General features: G+C 58.8%; 22 protein-coding genes and 1 riboswitch. Of the genes, 11 read left to right on the forward strand and 11 right to left on the reverse strand.

The window, feature by feature from the left end; translation table 11 throughout:
* Positions 1 to 180 precede the first annotated feature (180 nt).
* A complete protein-coding gene (locus tag QMG40_RS07620) occupies positions 181 to 1,314 on the reverse strand; it encodes a lactonase family protein (RefSeq protein ID WP_283530151.1) in 1,134 nt (377 codons plus the stop codon).
* A 77-nt stretch (positions 1,315 to 1,391) separates the two neighbouring features.
* On the opposite strand from QMG40_RS07620, the gene QMG40_RS07625 reads away from it, so the two are divergent.
* Genes QMG40_RS07625 through QMG40_RS07640 form a run of 4 tightly spaced genes read left to right on the forward strand, consistent with a single transcriptional unit; the run spans position 1,392 to position 2,517 of the window.
* Positions 1,392 to 1,688, forward strand: coding sequence for a PadR family transcriptional regulator (locus tag QMG40_RS07625; RefSeq protein WP_283530153.1), 297 nt, complete (start codon positions 1,392 to 1,394; stop codon positions 1,686 to 1,688).
* A complete protein-coding gene (locus QMG40_RS07630) occupies positions 1,669 to 1,947 on the forward strand; it encodes an HAAS signaling domain-containing protein (protein ID WP_283530154.1) in 279 nt (92 codons plus the stop codon). Before QMG40_RS07625 ends, QMG40_RS07630 begins: the two co-directional genes overlap by 20 nt.
* 48 nt (positions 1,948 to 1,995) lie before the next feature.
* Complete coding sequence (locus tag QMG40_RS07635; RefSeq protein WP_283530156.1) at positions 1,996 to 2,286, forward strand: hypothetical protein; 291 nt, start codon at positions 1,996 to 1,998, stop codon at positions 2,284 to 2,286.
* Positions 2,287 to 2,289: 3 nt separating this feature from the next.
* Positions 2,290 to 2,517, forward strand: coding sequence for an RNA-binding S4 domain-containing protein (locus QMG40_RS07640; protein ID WP_283530158.1), 228 nt, complete (start codon positions 2,290 to 2,292; stop codon positions 2,515 to 2,517).
* A 37-nt stretch (positions 2,518 to 2,554) separates the two neighbouring features.
* Here QMG40_RS07640 and QMG40_RS07645 read toward each other — a convergent pair whose 3' ends face one another.
* On the reverse strand, positions 2,555 to 3,208 hold the full coding sequence (locus QMG40_RS07645; RefSeq protein WP_283530160.1) for an alpha/beta hydrolase: 654 nt from the start codon (positions 3,206 to 3,208) through the stop codon (positions 2,555 to 2,557).
* Positions 3,209 to 3,357: 149 nt separating this feature from the next.
* Here QMG40_RS07645 and QMG40_RS07650 point away from each other — a divergent pair, with 149 nt between their 5' ends.
* Complete coding sequence (locus QMG40_RS07650; RefSeq protein WP_283530851.1) at positions 3,358 to 4,149, forward strand: SGNH/GDSL hydrolase family protein; 792 nt, start codon at positions 3,358 to 3,360, stop codon at positions 4,147 to 4,149.
* Between the two features lie 152 nt (positions 4,150 to 4,301).
* Positions 4,302 to 4,628 carry a hypothetical protein gene (locus QMG40_RS07655; RefSeq protein ID WP_283530162.1) on the forward strand — a complete coding sequence of 109 codons (327 nt, stop codon included), beginning with the start codon at positions 4,302 to 4,304 and terminating at the stop codon, positions 4,626 to 4,628.
* 21 nt (positions 4,629 to 4,649) lie between these two features.
* Here the strand turns inward: QMG40_RS07655 and metX are convergent, their stop codons facing one another.
* From metX to QMG40_RS07670, 3 genes are all read right to left on the reverse strand, one after another.
* Entirely contained in the window at positions 4,650 to 5,852 is a 1,203-nt protein-coding gene (gene metX / locus QMG40_RS07660) for a homoserine O-acetyltransferase MetX (RefSeq protein ID WP_283530164.1), read from the reverse strand.
* A gap of 9 nt (positions 5,853 to 5,861) precedes the next feature.
* The gene (locus QMG40_RS07665) at positions 5,862 to 7,184 is read right to left on the reverse strand and encodes a bifunctional o-acetylhomoserine/o-acetylserine sulfhydrylase (protein WP_283530166.1); all 1,323 of its coding nucleotides are present in this window, start codon (positions 7,182 to 7,184) and stop codon (positions 5,862 to 5,864) included.
* 76 nt (positions 7,185 to 7,260) lie between these two features.
* Positions 7,261 to 7,378: riboswitch (SAM riboswitch) on the reverse strand.
* Positions 7,379 to 7,621: 243 nt separating this feature from the next.
* On the reverse strand, positions 7,622 to 10,111 hold the full coding sequence (locus QMG40_RS07670; protein ID WP_459252970.1) for a Tex family protein: 2,490 nt from the start codon (positions 10,109 to 10,111) through the stop codon (positions 7,622 to 7,624).
* A 113-nt stretch (positions 10,112 to 10,224) separates the two neighbouring features.
* On the opposite strand from QMG40_RS07670, the gene QMG40_RS07675 reads away from it, so the two are divergent.
* Positions 10,225 to 10,863 (forward strand): VOC family protein, encoded by a 639-nt coding sequence (locus tag QMG40_RS07675; protein WP_283530168.1) that lies wholly within the window; start codon positions 10,225 to 10,227, stop codon positions 10,861 to 10,863.
* 146 nt (positions 10,864 to 11,009) lie between these two features.
* On the opposite strand, the gene QMG40_RS07680 is transcribed toward QMG40_RS07675, so the two are convergent.
* Complete coding sequence (locus tag QMG40_RS07680; RefSeq protein ID WP_283530170.1) at positions 11,010 to 11,897, reverse strand: CPBP family intramembrane glutamic endopeptidase; 888 nt, start codon at positions 11,895 to 11,897, stop codon at positions 11,010 to 11,012.
* A 119-nt stretch (positions 11,898 to 12,016) separates the two neighbouring features.
* Between QMG40_RS07680 and QMG40_RS07685 the strand changes: the two genes are divergently transcribed.
* From QMG40_RS07685 to efeB, 4 genes are all read left to right on the forward strand, one after another.
* Positions 12,017 to 12,718 carry a histidine phosphatase family protein gene (locus tag QMG40_RS07685; RefSeq protein ID WP_283530172.1) on the forward strand — a complete coding sequence of 234 codons (702 nt, stop codon included), beginning with the start codon at positions 12,017 to 12,019 and terminating at the stop codon, positions 12,716 to 12,718.
* Between the two features lie 149 nt (positions 12,719 to 12,867).
* On the forward strand, positions 12,868 to 14,484 hold the full coding sequence (efeU, locus tag QMG40_RS07690; protein ID WP_283530174.1) for an iron uptake transporter permease EfeU: 1,617 nt from the start codon (positions 12,868 to 12,870) through the stop codon (positions 14,482 to 14,484).
* Between the two features lie 89 nt (positions 14,485 to 14,573).
* Positions 14,574 to 15,809: an iron uptake system protein EfeO gene (gene efeO / locus QMG40_RS07695; protein ID WP_283530176.1), complete on the forward strand. Its 1,236-nt coding sequence runs from the start codon at positions 14,574 to 14,576 to the stop codon at positions 15,807 to 15,809.
* Positions 15,810 to 17,099: an iron uptake transporter deferrochelatase/peroxidase subunit gene (gene efeB / locus QMG40_RS07700; RefSeq protein WP_283530178.1), complete on the forward strand. Its 1,290-nt coding sequence runs from the start codon at positions 15,810 to 15,812 to the stop codon at positions 17,097 to 17,099.
* A 141-nt stretch (positions 17,100 to 17,240) separates the two neighbouring features.
* Here the strand turns inward: efeB and QMG40_RS07705 are convergent, their stop codons facing one another.
* From QMG40_RS07705 to QMG40_RS07725, 5 genes are all read right to left on the reverse strand, one after another.
* Positions 17,241 to 18,032 carry a DeoR/GlpR family DNA-binding transcription regulator gene (locus tag QMG40_RS07705; protein ID WP_283530180.1) on the reverse strand — a complete coding sequence of 264 codons (792 nt, stop codon included), beginning with the start codon at positions 18,030 to 18,032 and terminating at the stop codon, positions 17,241 to 17,243.
* 34 nt (positions 18,033 to 18,066) lie between these two features.
* The gene (locus tag QMG40_RS07710; RefSeq protein ID WP_283530182.1) at positions 18,067 to 18,918 is read right to left on the reverse strand and encodes a class II fructose-bisphosphate aldolase; all 852 of its coding nucleotides are present in this window, start codon (positions 18,916 to 18,918) and stop codon (positions 18,067 to 18,069) included.
* 12 nt (positions 18,919 to 18,930) lie between these two features.
* The gene (locus QMG40_RS07715) at positions 18,931 to 19,899 is read right to left on the reverse strand and encodes a 1-phosphofructokinase family hexose kinase (protein WP_283530184.1); all 969 of its coding nucleotides are present in this window, start codon (positions 19,897 to 19,899) and stop codon (positions 18,931 to 18,933) included.
* A complete protein-coding gene (locus QMG40_RS07720) occupies positions 19,896 to 20,978 on the reverse strand; it encodes an ROK family protein (protein ID WP_283530186.1) in 1,083 nt (360 codons plus the stop codon). The genes QMG40_RS07715 and QMG40_RS07720 overlap by 4 nt, the downstream gene beginning before the upstream one ends.
* A 139-nt stretch (positions 20,979 to 21,117) precedes the next feature.
* Complete coding sequence (locus QMG40_RS07725; protein WP_283530188.1) at positions 21,118 to 22,023, reverse strand: SIS domain-containing protein; 906 nt, start codon at positions 22,021 to 22,023, stop codon at positions 21,118 to 21,120.
* Positions 22,024 to 22,185: the final 162 nt, after the last annotated feature.

Below are 22,185 nucleotides of genomic sequence, written 5' to 3' on the forward strand. Positions count from 1 at the left end.
CGCGACGTTTCGCGAGGGAAATGACCTGATCTAGCTTGGATTGGGGCGCCACTATCTACTCCTAAAAATTACGAGGCCGCTGGGTGCGGTCCGTCCGGGAACAACCCTACAGTCGGGTGCTTGCTTGTGCAGAATTCGTGCTGTTCGGCAGTGGCTGATCTGCCCCACAAAAAACTCTCTCTAGGCGATCAAAATACAGCTCGGGCTGCCAAAATCCAGTGTCTGTACAGGCTCTGTGCCAGGTAGTCCGTTCTTGTCCAGATCAAAGACTGCCACCGTGTTGGAGAGCTGGTTCGCTACATACAATTTACTCGCCCGGCCGTCCTTGGCTGGGCTTAGTCCGAAATGGCGTGGCCAGTTGCCAGCACTTGATACTTCACTCAGCACGCCAAGTGTCCTGGGGACCTCACCACCAGCACCCGCACTTTCCAGTGTGCTGACATCCAAAACAAGCACAGTGTTGGGCCCCCGCACCGCTGCATAGAGCTTGCTGCCGTCGTCGGAAAGCTGAATGTGTGAGGGATAAAACTCAGCGGCGCTTTCTAAATCTTGTGGATTTTTCGCCAGCGCTGTTTTGAAGAGCCAGCGCCAGAAGTATTCGTCCGCGTCACCATCCCCACTCGGTGTTTTCCGTAACACGTGCAGGTAGCCGTCCAGCTCGCCCGAGACAAGCATGAAGTCCCCCTTCAACGCCACATGCCGCGGACCGGTTCCTGGCGGGAATTGGGCGGATCGCAGAAGGGCAAAGTCGCCAGGGGCTAGGGCGTATTCATCGACCCTGTCCGCGCCAAGATCAGAAACCAGAGCCGTTCCCCAAGGGGTCGGCGTCACTTGGTGGGCATGAGATTGGCTTTGCCGCCCCGCAACTGGCCCACTTCCAGGGTGCTCCAGGAGAAGTGGGGCGCTGCTGCTGTGGGCACCGTTATTTTGGATAACGCCGGCCAACGGGAGTACTGAGGTGGTTCCGGAGGAGTAGTTGGCGCTCCAGATAAAATCACCAATCAACGCCGCATGGCAGGAATCCGCTCCCCCTGTTGGAGCCGTGCCCACAACCTTGAGGGTCAGCGGATCAAGCACCACAACGCTGCCAACGGCTTTCTCTTGAACTGCCACCAAGTAGTCCTCCGCGAAGATGACGAATGAAGGATTCACCAGAGCTGGATTTTCGCTTCGCTTCTCTCCCACCGAACCGTCGCTCATCAGCTTAAAGCAGCCCAGACCCGGACCAGCACCATCCTCGGTGTAACCGCTAACAAAAATAGCTAACTCGGTAGGAGTAGGAACAGGCATGGTGGGCTCAGCGTCGGAAAGCATGAAAGGTCTCCTCAAGTATTATTGCGGCCCAGTAATTTGGCCCTAATACAACGCTAGCCTTCTCAGCTCCTAAAAGCATGGGGTGTCCATTGATCGATTGCGGGGTAGACATCGCCGAACGGCTCCACATCCACGGTCTGCTCACCAGCGAGGGAACTCTCTATCCGCTGTTGGCCCGGTTACGACGCAACGGGCAGGTACAAAGCAGTTGGCGCGAGTCCAACCAGGGAGCAGCTCGGCGATACTACACACTGACCCCGGAGGGTAAAGACGCTTTGCATGCTTTTACTGGTGTCTGGAATGTTTTCAATAAATCCGTCAATCAGATAATCAACCCGGCACGGGAGGACTCAGATGAAGCACTTAATCGATGAGCCAACAATCCAGAACTACCTCAGCGCCTTAGAGAGCAGGCTGGTAAATCTGCCGCCCGAGCAGGCAGAAGAGATCCTCTTTGGCATTCGAGAACACATTATTCACGCGCTCTCCCGAAACGGCAGTTCAGTGTCAGAGGTTCTGTCCCAGCTGGGGAACCCTGATGATGTGTTGGCAGAAATGGCAGGTGCGGAAGCTGCGGACATCACCACAGTGCCGCATAGGTCCTCAAGACTGTGGATTTTTACAACGGCTTGACTTCTCAGTTTTGGCGGTTTCATCTTCGGTATCGGATGGTTCGCAGGAGTGGCAGGACTCTGGATGGGCACACGCTGGAAGCTCTGGGAAAAAGTCATTGGCACGGCTCTGCTGCCGGGCGGCGTCTTTGGCGGATGGGTTCTTTCACGTCTGATCCTCTGGCCCATGGCACCCTCCGCAAACGGCGGTTCCGAGCCTGTCATCCCGGGACTTCCTCCGGGGGCAACCGCTATTCTCTTGTGCGTTCCAGTGCTCGTCTGCGTATACCTCGTGGTCACCGGATTCCGGCGTCCCTCCGCACACCTGTCAGCAACGTCGGCATCCATACGGCACAATTAACCTATGAGTTCACACGAGATCATTGAGATTCCCATCCGCGACAACATGATCCGCCTGGGCCAGCTGCTCAAACTAGCTAGTCTGGTGGGGGACGGCGTTGAAGCAACAGAGTTCATCAAGAACGGCCAAGTGAAAGTTAACGGTGAGGTCGAAGAACGCCGCGGCCGCCAGCTCCACCCCGGCGACACAGTGAGCATCAACAATGAAACGGTCCGCATCACCAGCGAATAGGCCCGCGCAGGCAGGCTACTGCCACGTTCGGCTATGACTATAACGTGGCAGTGCTTGCATCGAGAACCTTGTACTGCAAAAATTCGCCAACGTGGGCAATTTCTTGGGCGTTGATGCCGTGCAGAATACCCGTGTATAGGACTTTTGTCAGCTTTACGTGTTGGTGCATCCATGTGTTGGTTGCTTCGATGGCGAACTCCGGAATCACCGGATCGGCCTGGTCCCGGCCCCAGAAGATCTCCGGTTTCAGGGCAGCCACTGCGGAGTCGTTAAAGTACGGGTCGGCCTCGGCATCCACTACAAAACCTGACAGACCCACCACCGCGGCATAGTTGGCGGGCTGGTGGCGCAGTAGCGAGGTGGCCATACACATGCCCTGTGAAAATCCGAGCAGGCTTACAGAGGTGTGGTTGTTCCGGATTCCCTCAAGCCAGTTTTCAACCCCGGCCGCTGCCTCTGTTACGGCCGCCACCGAATAGCTCAAATCATTGCGCAGCGGGAACCAGGCGTAACCTACTCCCGCTTGTAACGGTGCGCGTACGGACGCCACAGTAAAGTCTGCTGGCAGTTGAGCTGCCAGTGAGAAAAGGTCTGCCTCATCTGCGCCATAGCCGTGAAAAATCACCAGCAGCGGCGTTCCGGGGCGTTCATTCTCAGGACGTGACCAAAGGACTGTAAGGGATTCACTCATAGCCACATCTTTCCATGCAACGGGCACGGTCCAAAAAACCAAGTATAAATTAGGCCGGAATTTTGGACTGGCGAAAGTGCTCGTTTACGGTGCAGGATGGATAGGTGAATGATTCAGCGCAGCAACATCCCTGGTCCCGCTACGTCGCCATGGGCGACTCCTTCACTGAAGGGATCGGCGATCCCGAACCGACCAGCCCCGGCGGCTACCGAGGTTGGGCTGATCGAGTGGCGGAAGAACTCAGCAGTGGCTGCCAGGACTTCGGGTACGCAAATCTTGCCATCCGAGGCCGCCTCTTGGGCCAGATTCTTGGGGAACAATTGCAACCGGCCCTTGCGCTTAAACCCGATCTGATCAGCATCTCGGCCGGTGGCAACGATCTGATCCGACCGGGCTCCGATCCCGACGCCTTGGCGCAACAACTTGATGTTGCAGTGGAGGAGATGACCGCAACCGGGGCTACAGTTCTGCTGCTTAACGGGCCCGATATTCGGGATACACCTGTTCTGAGCATGGTCCGCGGCCGAATTGCCATCTACAACGAGAACCTTCGCACAATCGCCTCGCGCCATAATGCCATCGTGGCGGACAGGTGGTCACTGCGTCAGCTAAGTGACTCACAAATGTGGGCAGGTGACAGGTTACATTTCTCCCCGCTGGGCCACCACACCATAGCCCTGATGGTCTTGGCCGCACTGAACGTCCAGCACTCGTTGGAGCCACTTGAGCCAACACCGTTGCCGCAGCAAAAATGGCAGGTCGCACGAGCGGAGGACTTCGTGTGGGCCAAAGAATTTCTGTTCCCTTGGGTGTTACGACGCCTGCGGCATCAGTCTTCCGGTGATGGAATCAGCGCCAAACGCCCCACCCCGGGACCAGTTTTAAAGAACAACCATAGGACCTTGTCAGGACAGCCAACTTTTCCTTCACTACCCGACTAAGATGGGCACAGGTGCAGTATTTTTCGCACCCCACAAAGAAGAGGTGTGTTGTGCCAGTCATGCTCGGGTCACTAGCAGTTGGCAGTGTCGCTGCATCTTCTTCATCGTCTTTTAGTATTCAGCCCTTTTTTGTACTCGTCATCGTTGCGGGGGTGTTGATCAGCACCTTTGCCAAAGCGGCAGCTCGCAAGAAGCGCGCCAATCAGGGAAATCCCAATCAGCCCCATCCAACACAGCGTGTTGGAGTTGCCCACCAGGCAAACAACGTCCCCTACGTGGGAACCCTGCTCAATGGTGTGCCGATGCGCAATTATGACAACACCCATGGGCACCAGACAACTGGTTTCGCCAACGAGCGCATGCAGGCAGAGGTTGAGCTCAAACGCCAGCTTGATGCCCTGGACGCCGCTCGTCGCAGTGGGCAGGTTACGGCAGAACAGTACGGCGTACATCGCGAAGCGATCTTCAGGAACTTCTAAGGTTGCTCCCTGGCTGGCGTCCTAGTCTTTGAAAAATGACTTGCGCAAGATTTTCCCCACGGCGCTCACTTCGGTGAGGAACCCGTCATGACCAATCCCTGAATCGATCATCTGAACGCTAACCTCCCCTGGCAGCGCCTCCGCCAGGGATTCGGATTGGGCCGGGAAGTACAGCCGATCGCTGCTGACAGCAGCCACCAGAAATTCCACTCCATCGGCGACTGCCAGCGCCTGCGCAAGTGTGCCACGACCCCGGGTTACATCGTGGCTCATGAGCGCCTCAGTAATAGAGATGTAACTATTGGCATCGAACCTGCCCGCCAACTTGTGCGCTTGGTGGTCCAGATAGCTTTCGATCTGGTACCTGCCCACAGCGAGCGCTCCGAGCCGCTCGTGGCTGATGGTGCCGCCGTCGTCCTGGGCCTTTCTGCCAAAGCGCGAATCCATCTCAGTTTCACTGCGGTAGGTAATGTGCGCGATCCGGCGGGCAAGCCCCAGTCCCATGGTGGGAGCCGCGCCGTCGTAATAGTCCCCGCCGGCGAAGTTCGGGTCCTGGCGGACAGCCAGAATTTGAGTCTGGGCAAATGCGATTTGCTCAGCAGTGCTGGCAGCGCACGAGGCAACCACGGCACAGCGCTGCACCCGCTCGGGGTAGGTGAGCGCCCACTCCAAAGCTCGGGCGCCCCCCATGGAACCGCCAATGACAGCATGCCAGGAAGTGACACCGAGCTTATCCGCCAAACTGGCTTCCGCACGGACGGAGTCCCGGATGGTGATGAATGGGAAGCGGGAACCATAGGGCTTCCCGTCCCCGGCAATGCTGGAGGGTCCCGTGGTTCCGTAGCAGCCCCCCACCATATTCGCGCAGAGAACAAAGTATTTGTCCGTATCAATGACGGCACCGGGTCCAACCAGGCCTTCCCACCAGCCGTCCTCCTCGGAGTCACCCCGGCTTACGTGGGTGCTTCCCGTGAGTGCGTGCTGGATGAGTACCGCGTTATCACCCGCTTCGTTGAGTGTTCCCCAGCTTTCAAAGGCCACTGTTACCGACGGTAATGCCCCCCCTGCTTCAAGTGCCAGAGCGCCTATGTGAACCGAACGCAGTACACCTCCGCCCTGGCCAACGGCAGCTGAGAAGGAACTCCCGGCGCGCTCTGCTGAACTGGTTTCCGCATCTGTTGGAGCTGCGTTCGCCAGCCCTGCCCCTCTCATCACGTGACTCACATGGCTCACTCAGCTCACGGAAGACTTAGCAGCGCGAAACCCTGCCTCAAGGTCGGCAATGATGTCAGCAACATTTTCCAGCCCCACAGACAGTCGCACCAGGCCCGGGCGCACTCCGGCGGCAAGTTGCTGCTCGGGTGAAAGCTGCGCGTGGGTGGTGGACGCCGGGTGGATAACCAGGGAGCGGACATCGCCAAGGTTGGCAACGTGGGAGTGAAGTTCCAAGCCGTCAACGAAGCGCTGGCCGGCTTCCGCTCCACCCACGATGTCAAAGGAGATGATGGCACCGATGCCGTTGGGGGCGTACTTGCGTCCGCGCTCAAACCACGGGCTCGATGGGATGCCGGCATAGGCAACAGCCTCAACATTTGCATTACTTTCAAGCCACTGCGCAACACTCACGGCGTTGCTGACATGGCGCTCAACGCGCAGGCTCAGTGTCTCAATGCCTTGGGCGATGAGGAAAGCATTGAACGGGGAGATAGCGGAACCGAGATCGCGAAGCAGTTGCACTCGCGCCTTGAGGATGAAAGCCAGGTTTGCCCCAAGTGCACACCCCACGCCGAGGTCCCGGGCGTAGACCAGCCCGTTATAGCTCTCATCCGGGGTGTTGAATCCCGGGAACCTCTCAGGATTGGCGGCAAAGTCAAAGGTGCCGCCATCAACAATGACGCCGCCAATCGCAGTACCATGACCGCCCAAGTACTTGGTAGCTGAGTGGATGACAATATCGGCACCCCATTCCAGCGGTCGGAGCAGGTATGGAGTAGCCAAGGTGTTGTCCACAATCAGCGGCACGCCTGCTTCGTGGGCAATGGTGCTGATGTTTTCCAAATCAAGCACGTCTTGGCGGGGGTTGGAGACAGTTTCACCAAAGAATGCTTTGGTGTTCGGACGCACAGCGGAACGCCATTCATCCAGGTTGTCTGGATCGGAGACGAAGGTTACCTCGATCCCGAGTCGCTTCAGCGTGTGGGCCAGTAGGTTGAAAGTGCCGCCGTAAACGCTGGGGCTGGAAACAATGTGATCCCCGGCGTCGGCCACGTTGAGGATGGCAAGGGTGGTTGCCGCCTGGCCAGAAGACAGCAGCAGCGCCGCAACTCCGCCCTCAAGACTGGCAATCCGCTGCTCCACGGCATCGGTGGTGGGGTTGCCAATACGAGTGTAAATTGGCTCCAGCTCAGTCAGAGCAAACCGTGCGGCGGCACTTTCCGCTGACGGGAAGACAAACGAGGTGGTCTGGTAGATGGGCAATGCCCGTGCACCAGTTGTGACATCCGGCTGCTGACCTACGTGGATCTGACGAGTTTCAAATGACCAACCGTTACTCATGGATGGGTTCCTTCATACTAGGGGCCGTCCGTGAAACCCTCCGGCGCATACGGCTCGGAAGGGCCTTGGAATCTATGGCCCGCGCTTGCACCGTAAACCGGTCGGTTCGGTGCCAGGTCTTCACCCGGGGCACCCCACCGCGGATGGAGGGTTGCCGGTCAGCAAGCCGGGGCTATCAGCTGACACTCATGACCTACATCCAGTGTGAAAGAATCCCCGCATCATCGCAAGATTATGACCGGTTTGTGACTTTTTGCGAAGATTTGCTTGATTTTTGGGCGATAAGAGGAAGTTCACTGAACTAGTGAGAGATTTTTCGGGCAACAACCGCCCGAATCGTTTAAGCAGCTCCTGTGGGTGTTTGCCCAAAACACCCGCACGAGCTGCTTAACGGATTGGGGATTGCTCGTTACCTAGTGTTCCTGCTCCTGCCCCTGCTACTTTCCCAAACCTGCGCGCCGGAGCGCTTCGGCCATAGCCGTGTTTGCGCTGCTCGGAGCTGCCCCCGGAGCCAAGTTGGGCTTGGGCTTATGTCCTCGAGGCTGAGCAGTAGCGCCAGCCTCGGATGTGCCGGCTGGATTTCTGGCTCCTGGGTTTCTGGCCCCTGGGTTTCTGACCCCAGGGTTTCTGGCTCCTGATCTGGCTCCAGGCCTGCCATCAGGTCTGGTGTCAGACTTGGCGGCTGTGTCATCCAGGCGCAGCGTCAAGGAAATACGCTTACGCTCGGGCTCCACTTCAAGGACCTTCACGCGAACCACTTGGCCGGATTTAACCACTGTGTGCGGGTCAGACACAAAGGAATTACTCATGGCTGAGACATGTACAAGTCCGTCTTGGTGCACACCAATGTCAACGAAGGCACCAAATGCGGCAACATTGGACACTGTTCCCTCAAGGATCATGCCGGGGAGCAAATCGGTGATTTTTTCAATGCCATCTGTAAACGTTGCCGTTTCGAAGCGGGGCCGGGGGTCACGGCCGGGCTTTTGCAGCTCCGCAACAATGTCCTGCACAGTGGGCAGCCCAAAGCTGCCGTCAACGAAGTCGGCCGGGTTCACCGTTGCGGCACCAACAACCCCGCCTGTCACATCCTTTGCCGAAGCCCCCACCGCACCAAGAATTTTCCGTGCCACACCATACGCTTCAGGGTGCACGCTAGAGGCGTCAAGTGGCTCCGCTCCCCCGGTAATACGCAAGAATCCGGCACACTGCTCAAAGGCCTTCGGTCCGAGCCTGGCCACTTTGAGCAGGTCCCGCCGCTTGGCGAAAGGGCCATGTTCGTTCCTGTAAGCCACAATGTTCTCACTCAGAAGCGGCCCCACCCCCGCCACTCTGGCCAAGAGTGCAGGTGAAGCCATATTCAAGTCCACACCCACAGCGTTCACACAGTCCTCAACAACTGCGCCCAAGGAGCGTTCAAGTTTGGCAGGGGTGAGATCGTGCTGATACTGACCCACCCCGATGGACTTCGGATCGATCTTAACCAACTCTGCCAAGGGATCCTGCAGGCGACGGGCAATGGAAACAGCTCCGCGTAGGGTGACATCCATACCCGGCAGCTCAGCACTAGCCAGCGCGGACGCCGAGTAAACCGAGGCACCCGCTTCTGAGACCACAAGTTTAGTCACCTGACGCTCCGGAGCCAGACGCTTGAGTTCGGCCACAAGCTCGCCAGCCAGTTTGTCGGTTTCCCTGCTCGCCGTGCCATTGCCGATGGCCACCAGCTCTATCCTGTGCCGCTGCGCCAGCGAAACCAGAGTCGCTAGCGCCTCGTTCCAACGTTTAGCAGGGGCATGGGGGTAGATGGTTTCAGTAGCCACCACTTTCCCGGTGCCATCAACAACAGCAACTTTGGTACCTGTTCGCAGGCCCGGATCCAGGCCCAATGTGGCCCGGTTTCCAGCCGGTGCGGCCAAAAGAACGTCACGGAGGTTCGCGGCAAAGACTCGAACGGACTCTTCCTCTGCGCTTTGAAACAGTCGTACTCGCAGATCCACTGACAGCCGGGTCAGGATCCGGGTGCGCCAGGCAAGGCGGGCACTTGTCATCAGCCAGGTGTCGGCCGGTCTGCCGTCATCATTGATACCCAGGGAGCGAGCCACAGCCTGTTCGTATCGAGACCGGGCTTGGGCATGAGCTTCAGCATCCTTTGTGTCCGTCTCCGCCAGATCCAGCGACAGCACGCCTTCCTTCTCACCGCGCAACAGGGCCAGCACCCTGTGCCCCGGAAGTGTGTGTGGGGGCTGGGCAAAGTCGAAATAGTCCTTGAACTTTTCCCCATCCACAGATTTCCCGCTCTTCGCGGTGGAACGCAGCCGACCCGTTTTCCAGAGCCTTTCGCGCAGCTCCCCCACAAGCGCCGCATCCTGTCCGGCTCGTTCAATCAAGATGGCGCGAGCTCCAGCCAGTGCGTCATCAGCAGTGGCCACCCCTCGCCCAGTATCAACGAAGGAATCCGCCTCCGCAGAAGGGAATCTTGACGGGTCCTTGAGCAGTACATCCAGCAATGGCTCCAACCCGGCTTCACGGGCCGTGTCAGCCTTGGTCTTTCGGGTGGACTTGTACGGCAGGTACAGATCCTCAAGATCAGATTTGGTGGTGGCCGCCTCAATTGAGCGCCTCAGTGACGGCGTCAGCTTGCCCAGCCCGTGGATTGTTTCCAGTACCGCAGCGCGACGAGCTTCCAGCTCTCGCAAGTACCTCAGGCGCTCTTCCAAATCCCGGAGCTGGGCATCATCGAGTGTCCCCGTGGCTTCTTTTCTGTACCGGGCAATGAAGGGGACGCTGGCGCCGTCGTCCATCAGTGCAATCGCGGCGCGAACTTGAGCGGCACGCACACCCAACTCCGCGGCAATAACGGTGGCAATGCGGTCCTCACGGGCAGCGGGAGTGGGCAGGGACAGCGGAGCAATACTTGTTTCAGTCACCTCTCAATTCTGCCTCACGAGCGGCGCCCCGGAGTCCAAATGAGATCAGATGTCCTACCTCGATAAGGCAACGGTAAGTCGAGAGCTTCATCACAAAGTGCCAAGATGAAGCTATGCGAATGGACCATGTTTCTTACGCCAGTGAATCCGATGGATTGGTTGCCACCACGGAGCGAATCGCAACCGCCCTGGGGGTCGATGCTGTCAAGGGGGGAATCCACCCACGCTTCGGCACCCGCAATATGATTATCCCCCTCACCGACCACCATTATCTGGAAATTGTTGAGTGCTTAAACCACCCGGCATCGGATAAGGCGCCGTTCGGTCAAGCTGTCAAAGCGCGCTCGGCAGCGGGCGGCGGCTGGATGGGTTGGTGCGTAGCTGTTGACGACCTCATCCCGTTCGAAGAACGTCTAGGCCGCAGCGCCGTCCCGGGCAACCGCAAGTTCCCTGACGGTCAGGAACTGATTTGGCAACAGATCGGCATCAAGGGCCTGATCGCCGATCCGCAGGTCCCGTACATGCTCAAATGGGAGGGCGATCCCACCTTGCACCCATCACAGGCGCGTCCCTCCAGCGTCAGGCTTTCCTCGCTGACAATCGCTGGCAGCGCTGAACGTGTCACCGAATGGCTAGGCGAGCCCGTGGAAGCGCCTCTGGATGACGTCGCCGTGGAGTGGATAGCCCCGCGTGGCACCCCCGGAATCATGTCCGTCACCTTTGAAACGGCAAACGGTCCCGTTACTATCTAGCACTTTCGTGCGGCGGCACCTTCCCCATGCTGGGCGGGTGCCGCTTTTATGCCCTCACGTTGGATTGCTGCGCACCGTTGTCCACGAATATTGCGCCACCGGCACGGTGGCGCAGTATTGGCATGCCACCATGCGCTCTTGTCATGTTAGCCGCCGAAGCCCAACGCCGGGCCCAGCGTGAACGCGGCTATATCCACGAGTGCGTGAGCCGCCACAAGCGGAGCAAGCCTGCCATATTTTTTATACACCCAGCCAAAGAGCAGCCCCATGGCGAAGTTGCCTATGAACGGCCCAAAACCTTGGTAGAGGTGGTAACTTCCGCGCAGCAAGGCGCTGAGTAGGATGGCCGCCCAGGGTCCCAGCCCAATTTTTTCCAGGCGGCCCAGCAAATAACCATTGAGGATAACTTCCTCCAGTACGCCGGCACGAATGGCTGAAAGCACCAGCACCGGAACTGTCCACCAGTACTGGTTCAGGGCGCTGGGAATGATCTCGGTGGTGATCCCCATGGCCCGTCCGGCAGCATAAAGCCCCAGCGAAGGAACGCCAATAACAACAAGCAGTCCCAGCGCACCCAAGCCATCGCGAAAAGGGTGCCGGATATCCAGGCCTATCCGCGCGAACGCAGATTTCCCGGGTTCAGCGAGCAGATAAAGCACCAGCATGACAGGGACCAACGCAAAGAAGATGTCCAGAATCTGGTACGTAAAATCAAAAAATTCGCGGTTGTTGCGCACAACATTCAGGGTTGAAGTGCCCTGCGATATGGGCGCCCGGCTCATCTTATCCAGAAGTGATACCACCGAGTACACGGCCGACTGTCCCAGTGAGAGTCCCAGAACCAGCAGCACTTCACTAATCAGACGGCGGCGCGACTTCACTCCCCACCCCTGATGCTCGACGCCGGATCCGCCGGCTTTCGCCTGCGGCCCCGTCCCAGCCGCCGCAGCTGGCAACCCGGCACTTGGGGAAGGCTGGGCTGGGGCAGGGCTACCGGCGTCGTTCGCGGCAGAAGTAGGCACCGATTCAGTCATAGGGTAATCATGCCCGCACTGAAGCGAAATGGCATAGGCGGACTCGCGGCGAGACTTTCGCCGCAAGTCCGCGGAGGCGGAACAGCGGTTGGCGACAAGCAGGGGTTAGGCTCAGTGGCATGAGCTCCCCACGCCAGATCATCATGATCCGCCACGGACAGTCAGCGGCCAATGTTGACCAGAGCATTTACAACAGAATTCCCGATTACCGGATCCCGCTGACCGAGCTGGGTGTGGCCCAAGCCAAAGAAGCCGGCCGGAAAGTCAGGCAGCAGCTGGCCGGGGAAAAAGTCCGTGTCTATGTTTCGCCCTACTTACGCGCCTATCAAACCCTCGAGGCCATGGATTTGGGCGATCTCGTGGAGTCGATCATGGAAGAGCCTCGGTTGCGGGAGCAGGATTGGGCGAACTTCCAGAACCCGACGGAGATCGCGGACCAAAAGGAGCTCCGCAACTCCTACGGACACTTTTTCTACCGGTTTCGCGAGGGCGAATCGGGGTCTGATGTTTATGACCGGGTTACCTCCTTCATGGAAACCCTGTTTAGGCACTGGAATAGAAATGAATCCGCCCCCAACGTTCTGCTTGTTACGCATGGGCTGACAATGCGACTGTTCTGCATGCGCTGGTTCCACTGGACGGTGGAGTATTTTGAGTCGCTGAACAACCCCGGCAATGCGGAAACTCGCACCTTGGTTCGTGATGGCCAGCAGTATCTTCTTGATGCCAATTTTGAGCAATGGACACAGGCTGAGCCAACAACAACCGTGGTGGATCTCCCGGAGCATAGTTGGGGATCGGCTACAGAACCGCAACTGTAGGCTCTCCGGGCGTCAGTCGTGTGGGCTCCGGCTTCATTACGCCACACTTAGCTGGCCTAATTATGTTTTTTTACTCTGCAAAGGGTAGCCTTGCCTGAGTACAGGGGCAGACCCCCGTTGAAACGTCAACAAAAATGCGGAGTATCTGGGTGCTTGCTACATTGGTTATCGGCCTGCGAGAAGGTCTCGAAGCTGCGCTGATCGTGGGTATGATTGCCGCGTTCCTGCGCCGCAACGGCATTGCGTTGAAAGCCATGTGGCTGGGTGTTGGCGCGGCAGTTCTACTCAGCGCACTCATCGGCGTCACGCTTGAGATCGTCTCGGCGGCACTCCCCCAGCAGCAGCAAGAAGCCATGGAAACCGTTATCGGCGCCGTAGCGGTGCTCATCGTGACGTTCATGATTCTATGGATGAGCAAAAATTCGCGCTCCATGAAATCCTCTTTGGAGGCCCATGCCGGGTCCGCACTTAAAGGCGGATCCGTGTTTGCGCTGGCTGGCATGGCATTCCTGGCGGTGCTGCGCGAAGGCATTGAAACAGCCGTATTTATGGTTGCCGCCTTCCAGTCCTCTCTGAATCCGCTGGCGGCTGGAACCGGAGCAGTGCTGGGCCTGGTCATCGCCACCGGCGCTGGCTTGTTGCTCTTCCGTGGCGCCGTCAAACTGAACCTGGCCAAGTTTTTCAAGGCCACAGGCGTGTTCCTGGTGTTTGTTGCTGCAGGTCTGGTGATGAAGTCCCTGCGCACAGCCCACGAGGCTGGCTGGCTCAACGTTGGCCAGGGCAGCACCATCAATCTGAACTGGCTGGCCCCCAACGGCAGCGCGCGTGGAGCCCTCCTCACGGGCGTTTTCGGGATACCCAACGACCCTCGATTCGTTGAAATCCTCGGCTGGGCCCTGTATTTGATCCCCATGCTTGCCTTCATCTTGTGGCCGCGCACCTGGCGCCCCTCCGCCGCCATGCTGCCACGTGTACAGTTCATAACCGCCGGAGCACTTGGCGTATCAGCCCTGGCTTTAATTTTGGCTGCACCCTTGGCCGTACCGCCAGCTCCCTTAGCGGAAAGCTCGACGCCGACCATCACCACCTCCGGCGCCGTGGGCGTATCGCTGCGGGTCACCACCGCTGAACACGGATTGGGTGCGCAGGCAGCCGGTGCACAGGCAGCCGGAGCCAATATGCGCGCCGCAACCGCGGGTGAATTCGCAAAAACACTCGTTGCAACCGACCCCGATGGCACAGTAAACAGCTACGCATTAGAATCCCATGGCACCGAATCACATGCGGGCCGCACAGCATCCATCTACTCCGCCGCAGCGAACCAGAGTGCCCGCCCGGAACCGCCCACCATCACAGTCGCAGCACTGACCGAGCTCAACGGCGGCCGGATGCCCGTAGGCATCAGCGCCTCCAGCAATCCTGGTCCGTTTGAGGCCGCGTGGAAACACCAAGGCAATGTCAAGGTATGGCTTGTCAACGGCTCAATCATTGATGCCGTCAGCACACAAGGATCCTCATTGACACTTAGCGGTGGAGGGTTAGCCTCACCACGGACCATCGCGGTGGCCGATCACGATGGCTGGCAGGTGCCTGAAGAACACGTCACGGCAGCCGTCACCAAACTAAGCAGCTTTGAGGCCTCCACCGCCGAAAACGTGCTGTGGTCCCGCTACCTGCCCGTGGTGTTTATCATTTCTGCACTGGTGCTGTTCGCCGCCGGGCGCCGGAATCAACGCCAACTTCTAGTGAGCGCACCCTCGCCCTAGACACTGGCTCCCACCGCACACCAGCTACACCATCTACCCCTTCCGCACTCCTTGTCAGATCTGCAAAATTGCCCCACCTAAGGACTCTCATGACTTTTATTCCAAGCACCTACCTGCGCTCCACAGCTCCGGCATTGTTAGCCGGGGCTGCCGTCCTGGCGCTCACGCTGGCGGGTTGCGGCAGTGCCGAGCCAGCAGAAAAGACATCGGGAACCTCCGGTGGCTCGTCCGCGCCGGTCAGTAATGGCGCGGCGCAGATAGCGGTCAGCGTGGAAAGGATCGAGGGCGGGGATCAGTGCGTGCCTAACTATTCATCTGCTCCGGCGGGTCCTGTGACCTTCACCATCACCAATAAGGACGCCTCCGGTGTCAGCGAGGTTGAGCTGCTCAGCGACAAGCGCATCCTGGGTGAACGTGAAAATGTTATTCCCGGCCTGAAGTCCGTCAGTTTCACTCTCACCCTGGCAGGGGGTGAATACCAGCTGTACTGCCCAGGAGCAGCCACAGAGACTAAGCCGTTTAGCGTCACAGGTGCCGCCGCATCCTCATCCGCCAGCGGTGTCAGCGAGCTGCTCAAGGAAGGTACCGATGGTTATGCCAAGTACGTTTCAGGCCAGGTTGATTCTCTGGTTCTTGCTGCAGCTGCCTTGCAGGCGGCCGTGGACTCCGGTGATGTCAGTGCCAGTCAGAAGGCTTATGCCCAGGCGCGCCCATTCTTTGAGCGCATTGAACCGGTGGCTGAAAGCTTCCCCGATCTGGACCCAGCACTTGACCTTCGCGTGGCCGACGTCGAACCCGGCACCGAATGGACAGGTTTCCACCCGCTGGAAAAAGATCTGTTCGAGACTCAGGCGATCAGCGATTCTTCCAAGGCACTAGCGGCTGGTCTGGTAAAAAATGTTGCCACACTCAAGACTCTGACGGCTGCGCTGGAAGCCGACGGCTCCTACAAGCCCGAGGAATTGGCGAACGGTGCCAGCGGTCTGCTGGAAGAAATTCAGTCTTCGAAGATCACCGGTGAAGAGGAAGCTTATTCCAAGCTGGACTTGGTGGATTTTGCCGCCAACATCGAAGGTTCTCAGCAGGCTTTCGAATACCTGAAACCGGCGTTGATGGAGATCGATGCCGAGCTGACGGGCACTATTACTGACCAGTTTGAGATAGTCGATGCCGCGTTGGAGGGGTACAAGGATCCCTCCTCGTTGGGTGGCTGGAAGCCGTACACGGAAGAATTGAAAAAGTCCGACGCCGCTAAACTCACCGCTTTGATCCAGTCATTGCAGGCACCGTTGGCAAAGATTTCCGAAAAGGTGGCCACCGTTTAAATGACTGATTCGATTCCTCCTGCCGAGCGCGTATCCCGCCGTACGTTCTTCAGCGGATCGGTGGCGTTGGCCGGTGCCGGCGGTCTGGCACTGGGAGTCGGTGGCGGGGCTGCTCTGACCGGTGCCACGGCGTCCGGAACAACATCGGAAACCAATCACATGGTGGCGGGGTCCTCGCTCACGTATCCGTTTTATGGCGAACACCAGAGTGGGATTGCCACTCCCCCACAGGACCACTTGGTGTACACAGCCTTCGATGTCACAGCCACGACCGCGATCGAGCTTCAACTGGTACTTGCCAAATGGTCCGCCGCTATGGCTGAGATGACAGCGGGTGCCCCGGTTGGAAAAGTGGAACCCGCACGTGAGCACGCCATCCCTGGGGACACCGGTGAAGCTAGTGATATGGGCCCGCATGGTCTAACGCTGACACTTGGTTTTGGGCCGTCCCTGTTTGATCAAAGGTTTGGGTTGGAAAAGTTCAAACCTATCGATTTTGCTCAACTGCCAGCCATGGCAGGTGAGTCTCTTGAGCCGTCCATGACAGGAGGGGACCTCTGCATCCAAGCCTGCTCAAACGATCCACAGGTGGCCTACCATGCGGTTCGGAATTTGGCCCGTATGGCCCGGACAGCGGTAAAGACAAAGTGGACTGTACTGGGATTTGGTCGGGCGTCCGCCGGAGCTAACCAAACCACGCCCCGGAATTTAATGGGGTTCAAGGACGGCACGCGCAATATCACCGACGCCGAGGATCTTGGCGCACATGTTTGGGTGGGCTCGGAGGCGGGCCAGTCATGGATGGCAGGCGGAAGCTACCTGGTGGCACGCAAAATTCACATGCTCATTGAAACCTGGGACGAGGACCCAATTGGGGATCAGCAAAGCATCTTTGGGCGCAGCAAAAAGGAAGGCGCCCCGTTGTCTGGAACCAAGGAACACGATATCCCTGACTTCCATGCGCCCTCTCCTGGCAGCCAGGGGGAGGAACCCGCCATTGCAACGGATTCTCACATTGCTTTGGTGGCCCACGAAAACAACAACGGCACCAAGGTGCTGCGTCGAGGCTACAACTTCACGGATGGTCTGGACTCCGTGGGACGCTTGGATGCGGGTTTGATGTTCCTGAGTTTTCAGAAGAGCCCGGAGCATTTTGTACAGCTGCAACAAAAGTTGGGTCGCTCAGACAGACTCAACGAGTACATCAGGCATGTTGGCTCCGCAGTGTTTGCCGTACCTGCCGGGCTCCCCGCGCCAGGAAGCTACTACGGCAAGGAATTCTTCGACTAAAACCGCCAGCTCTTCCTGTTGAGGTTGGAGATGATGACACCGCGGAGGACGATGGCGCGTCATCATCTCCAACCTCAACAGGGCGGGGGCGTCATCATCTCCAACCTCAACAGGGCGGGGGCGTCATTGGAGGGGGCAGAGCTAGAGGGCAGGCGCCACTATCACGTTCGTTCCCGCTTCACGGAACGCCTCGAGCTGCTCCGGGGTGACGCGTGAGTCAGTGATGAGATTCCGGCATGCCAACTCCCCCATGGTCGCAAACGCCCGTTTGCCGATCTTGGAGGCGTCAGCCAAAATATAGGCCTCAGATGCGCGTCCGGCCATCTTCGAGTTCACTGACGCCTCTCCCTCATCGTTGGTTGTGGGACCGGCTCCCGGCTCAATGCCGTTCACCCCAATGAACGCGAAGTCCAGCGCCACACGCTGCAGAATCGAGTCGGCGTACGGGCCAACAAGCTCGTATGAGCGAGGGTTCACAATCCCCCCGGTCACCATAATTTTGAAGTTGGGCCTGATGGCCAGCTGAGCTGCAATATTGATGGCGTTAGTGACAACTGTCAGCGTTGGTCTGTTGGACGCGAGAATCAAGTCCTCCCGCGTGGACAATACCTGCGCCAGCGCTGTACTGGTAGTGCCCCCACACAAGCCAATAACGGCTCCAGAGGGAATTAAGGCGCTGGCGGCGTGTGCAATCTGCTGCTTTTCCTCAGCATGATCGTCACGGTTGTATCGTCCCGGAAGGTCATAGGAAACAGAGCCGCTGGTGGCACCGCCACGGGTGCGCGTCAACAGCCGCTCATTGGCCAAGGAGTCCAAATCACGGCGGGCAGTGGCCGGGGAAACACCCAGCTGGGCCACAATCCCATCAACTTCAACCTGGCCGTGAGCGGCCAACAGGTCCAAGATCGCTGTGAGTCGTTCAGTTCTGTTCATGCGCAACTCCTGGACGGCCAACCAGCCGTCACATCTAGTTTTTAGTAGGGGAAGCACCGGCAAACAACGCCAGCAACCGTGAAACTTCAGGCACCAGGGCCGCACGTCCGGCGCCCAGATACTTGCGCGAATCCACAACCGAAGGATTGGCTGTCAGGTACTCACGCACTGCCCGAGTAAAGAAACCGTTCAGGTGAGTAGAAACGTTAATCTTGGTCATACCTGCTGCAATCGCTGCCACAATGCTCTCATCTGAGACGCCAGATGAGCCATGCAACACTAGCGGCACCTCAAGTACGGCCTTCAACTCCGCGATTCGGACCAGATTCAAGGCCGCGCTGCGCTCTGTCATGGCATGCGAGGAACCCACAGCAACGGCGAGCGCGTCAACACCTGTCGCAGCAACAAACGCGGCTGCTTCTGCCGGGTCGGTCAGCACACCCGGGGCGTGCGCCCCGTCCTTGCCGCCAACCTTGCCCAGCTCCGCTTCCACATAGACACCCCGCTGGTGGGCATACTCGGTGACACGGGCTGTCACCTCCACATTGTGCGCATACTCAAGGTGGGCGCCGTCGTACATGACGGAACCGAAGCCCAAGTCAACCGCTTCATAGACCAACGTCTCGTCTTCGGCATGGTCAAGGTGCACGGCTACCGGCACAGACGCCTTGCGGGCCGCAGCCAAAGTTGCCAGGGCCACCGGTTCCAGACCGCCATGAAACTTTGCGCAATTTTGAGAAATCTGCAAGATAACGGGGAGCCCGGCGGCCTCGGCACCACCGATCAGTCCTTCGAGGGTCTCAAGGTGGATCACGTTGAAGGCGCCCTGCCCCGTACCGGCATTCGCAGCCAGTTCCATGATGGTGCGGGTATTTGTCAAAGCCATGAGGTGCGGTCCTTAGTTCTCTGTAATGATCAGTTTTTTGGCCAGTTCAGTGTATTGAGGGGAAATTTCACCGGCCCCTGGCATGAGCACGGCGGCCGCGCTCCATGCTGTAGCCTGGCGCAGTATTTCGCGCAGGTCATCCACGCCGGTGGCCAGTGCGACGGCGGCCGCACTCACCGCCGCGTCTCCGGCACCCGTGGGGTTGCCACACAGCGGTGCCGGGAGTTTGGCTTGGATGTAGCTACCTGGGTTCTCCGCGCTGAAAGCGAGCATGCCTTCCTCACCCACGCTCACGAGGACCCGTTTGGCACCCATGTCCATCAGTTTTCGAGCGGCCCTGACCAGGTCCTTCTCCCCCACGGCCTCCATGAGTTCGTGGTTGTTGGGCTTGAGCAGGTCGGCCCCGGCCTGGGCTGCAGCCAGAATACCGCTGCCCGAGGTGTCAATGATGGCCGGTATACCGGCACCGTGGGCCAACGCCACGAGCGCGGGATAGAAATCGGCCGGGGCCTGCTCCGGGAGGGAACCGGAGCCCACCAGCACACCGGGGCGGCTCACGCCGTCGGCGGTCTGTAGCCCGTTGAGATTATCTACGACGGCGGCGGCGAGCCCCTGCCATTCGGCGGGGGTGAGAGCGGGTCCAGTTTCGTTGAAAATACTCGTGGTGTTTTCATCTGCCGTATCCACCAGGGCAATGGTCCGCCGGGTCGCTGCCGCCACGGGCACCAGCTGATGCACAATGCCGGCAGTGACCAGGTCCTGCCGGAATTGTTCACCGGAGGCTCCACCCACTGTGGCGATGGCCAGTGTGGGGTGACCCAGCTGGTGTGCCACACGAGAAACATTCAGGCCCTTGCCCCCGGCCCGGTACAAAGGCGTAGGCACTCGATGCGAGGACCCCAAGTGGATACCGGCAACGGTATAAGTGACATCGACGGCCGGGTTGGGCGTGACCGTCAGAACCACGTTATTGGCGCTCATGCCTGCTCCCCCATTCCAGTGCCAGTACCAGTTCCAAGTCCGGCTCCAGCTCCGGCTCCAACGTTGGGCCCTGGCGTACTAACCTTCTCTGCTGCACTGACGAGGCTGCGCGCCTTTAACGCCGAACCGATGAGCCCAGCGTTCTCACCCAGGGCGGCGTGGACATAGTCAGGGCGGCGATGGAAGGTCAGCAACTCATCCACCCGTGCAGCCAGCGGAACAAAGAGTGCGGCTCCCGCCATCGACAAGCCACCACCTAAGACAACTGTTTCGGTACCCAGGATTGAAACGCATTGGGCCACACTGAACGCCAGTGCATCAATAGCCTGCCTCCAGACAGTGACCGCTGCGGCATCGCCTTTGGCTGCCAGGGCCACCACATCGCGGGCACCGGTTACGGCCTTTCCCGTAGCTTCGGTATAGCGGCGGGCAACCGCTCCTGCAGAACCCAGGGATTCCAGGATCACCAGCTGACCATCCGGCCCCGGCACCATCGCGTGCCCAATCTCCCCGGCATATCCCCCGCCAGCAACTCGGCGCCCGTCACAGAGCACAGCCCCGGCAATACCTGTGCCAATCACCAAAACCAGGGCATCTTTCCGGCCCACAGCGGCACCGAGACGGAATTCAGCTTCACCAGCCATGCCGACGTCGTGCCCAAAACCTACCGGTACCCCCAAAGCCTGTGTCAACGTGGCCGTGAAAGGGAAATCCTTCCAGCCAAGATTGGCCGAGTAAACACCGATCCCGGCTTCCTCATCGACAATGCCCGGCACCGTAACACCGACGGCGCAAATGTTAAGATCCGGGTGCGCTGCACGGTAAAGTTCCGTCAGCTCCACGATCCGCGCGCACACACTGTGACCCGAACGGGTTCCGTCAAGCGGGGTGCGATGGCGTTGAAGATCGCGCACACCCACGTCCCCCGGCACCAGCTCACCTAAAATGATCCCCGATTTCATGTCCGTCCCGCCAACATCAAAGGCCAGTACAACCTCTTTGCCTACCTCATTGCCTCCGGAAGCGTCCGCCGCAGCGTGAGCACCCGGGCCATGGGACGGATTCATCACAGTTTTCATGAAGTTCAAGTTCTTTCGGGTACAGATGCCCGCGGGCATGGCGTATGGCGGGAAGGTGGTTGGGTAAGCGCTAGGCACCCCACTTCAAGGAAGTGGGGTGCCTAACATTTTAGCCAGAGATCCTGACCCGTACCTGTTTCTAGTCTTCTAAGATGACCGAACGTGACAGGTTGCGCGGCAGATCCGGGTTCATGCCGCGAGCGCGCGCACGCTCCAACGTAACTCGGTGGATGCGCGCAAGCTCAGCCAACGGGTGCGTGGTGGTATTCACGTAGAGGGCACCAGTCTTGGCTACATCGCGGTCCAAACCCTCGGGCTGCTCGCCAAACATCCAGGTGACACGGTTAGGAGCCGCAATGGAGATGGGACCGTGGCGGTATTCCTTGGCCGGGTAGGACTCGGTCCAGCCCTGCACTGCCTCGCGCATCTTCAACCCTGCTTCGTGGGCCAACCCTACTGTCCAGCCGGTGCCCAAGAAAGTGAACTGCTCAGCGTCAATCAGTTCCTGCTCAACGGGGGCAGATACAGCGGTTTTGGCATCCTCAACGGCTGCGCTGAGATCCATGCCAACACTTGTCAAGAGGTATGTGAGCGCTGTTGTGGCAAAGCGGGTCTGCACCACAGAGCGCTCATCGGCGTAGGGAAGTTCAACAACGGCGTCAGCCAGCGTCATGATCGGCGAGTTGGTGTCACCTACCAGGGCAACCGTGTGAATCTTGGACTTGATCGCGGTCAAGATTTCCAAAACCTCAGTGGTGGTTCCCGAGCGGGTGATGGCAATGACAGCGTCATAGCCACGATCGGCGCCCAAGAATGCCTCGGAGGCTGCAAATGCATCCGTAACCCCCTTGCCGGCAGTTTCGCGAGCTGCTGCGTAGCTTTGGGCCATGAACCATGAGGTTCCGCAACCAATAACGGCAACGCGCTGACCGTCGGCCGGGAGCAGGTTTTCGCTTTTGGCTTGGGCAATAGCCTTTGCCCAAACCTCAGGCTGGCTGGTGAGCTCTGCATCCATGAAGGGGCCGAGCTGATTATTCTCACTCATGTTTTGCGTTCTCCTTGATTGGGGCCCGCTAAAGCCGCTACGTGGCACAACGGGGCGTATTGGTTGACCCAACTCTAACATAAGATGCTCAAAAGGTGCATGAAAACGTCATGTTCAATCACTATCCGCCCGTGTGCTGACAGCACGATTCAGGCTCCTGCC

The organism is Arthrobacter antibioticus (assembly GCF_030063205.1).
In the GTDB taxonomy this organism is placed as follows: domain Bacteria; phylum Actinomycetota; class Actinomycetes; order Actinomycetales; family Micrococcaceae; genus Specibacter.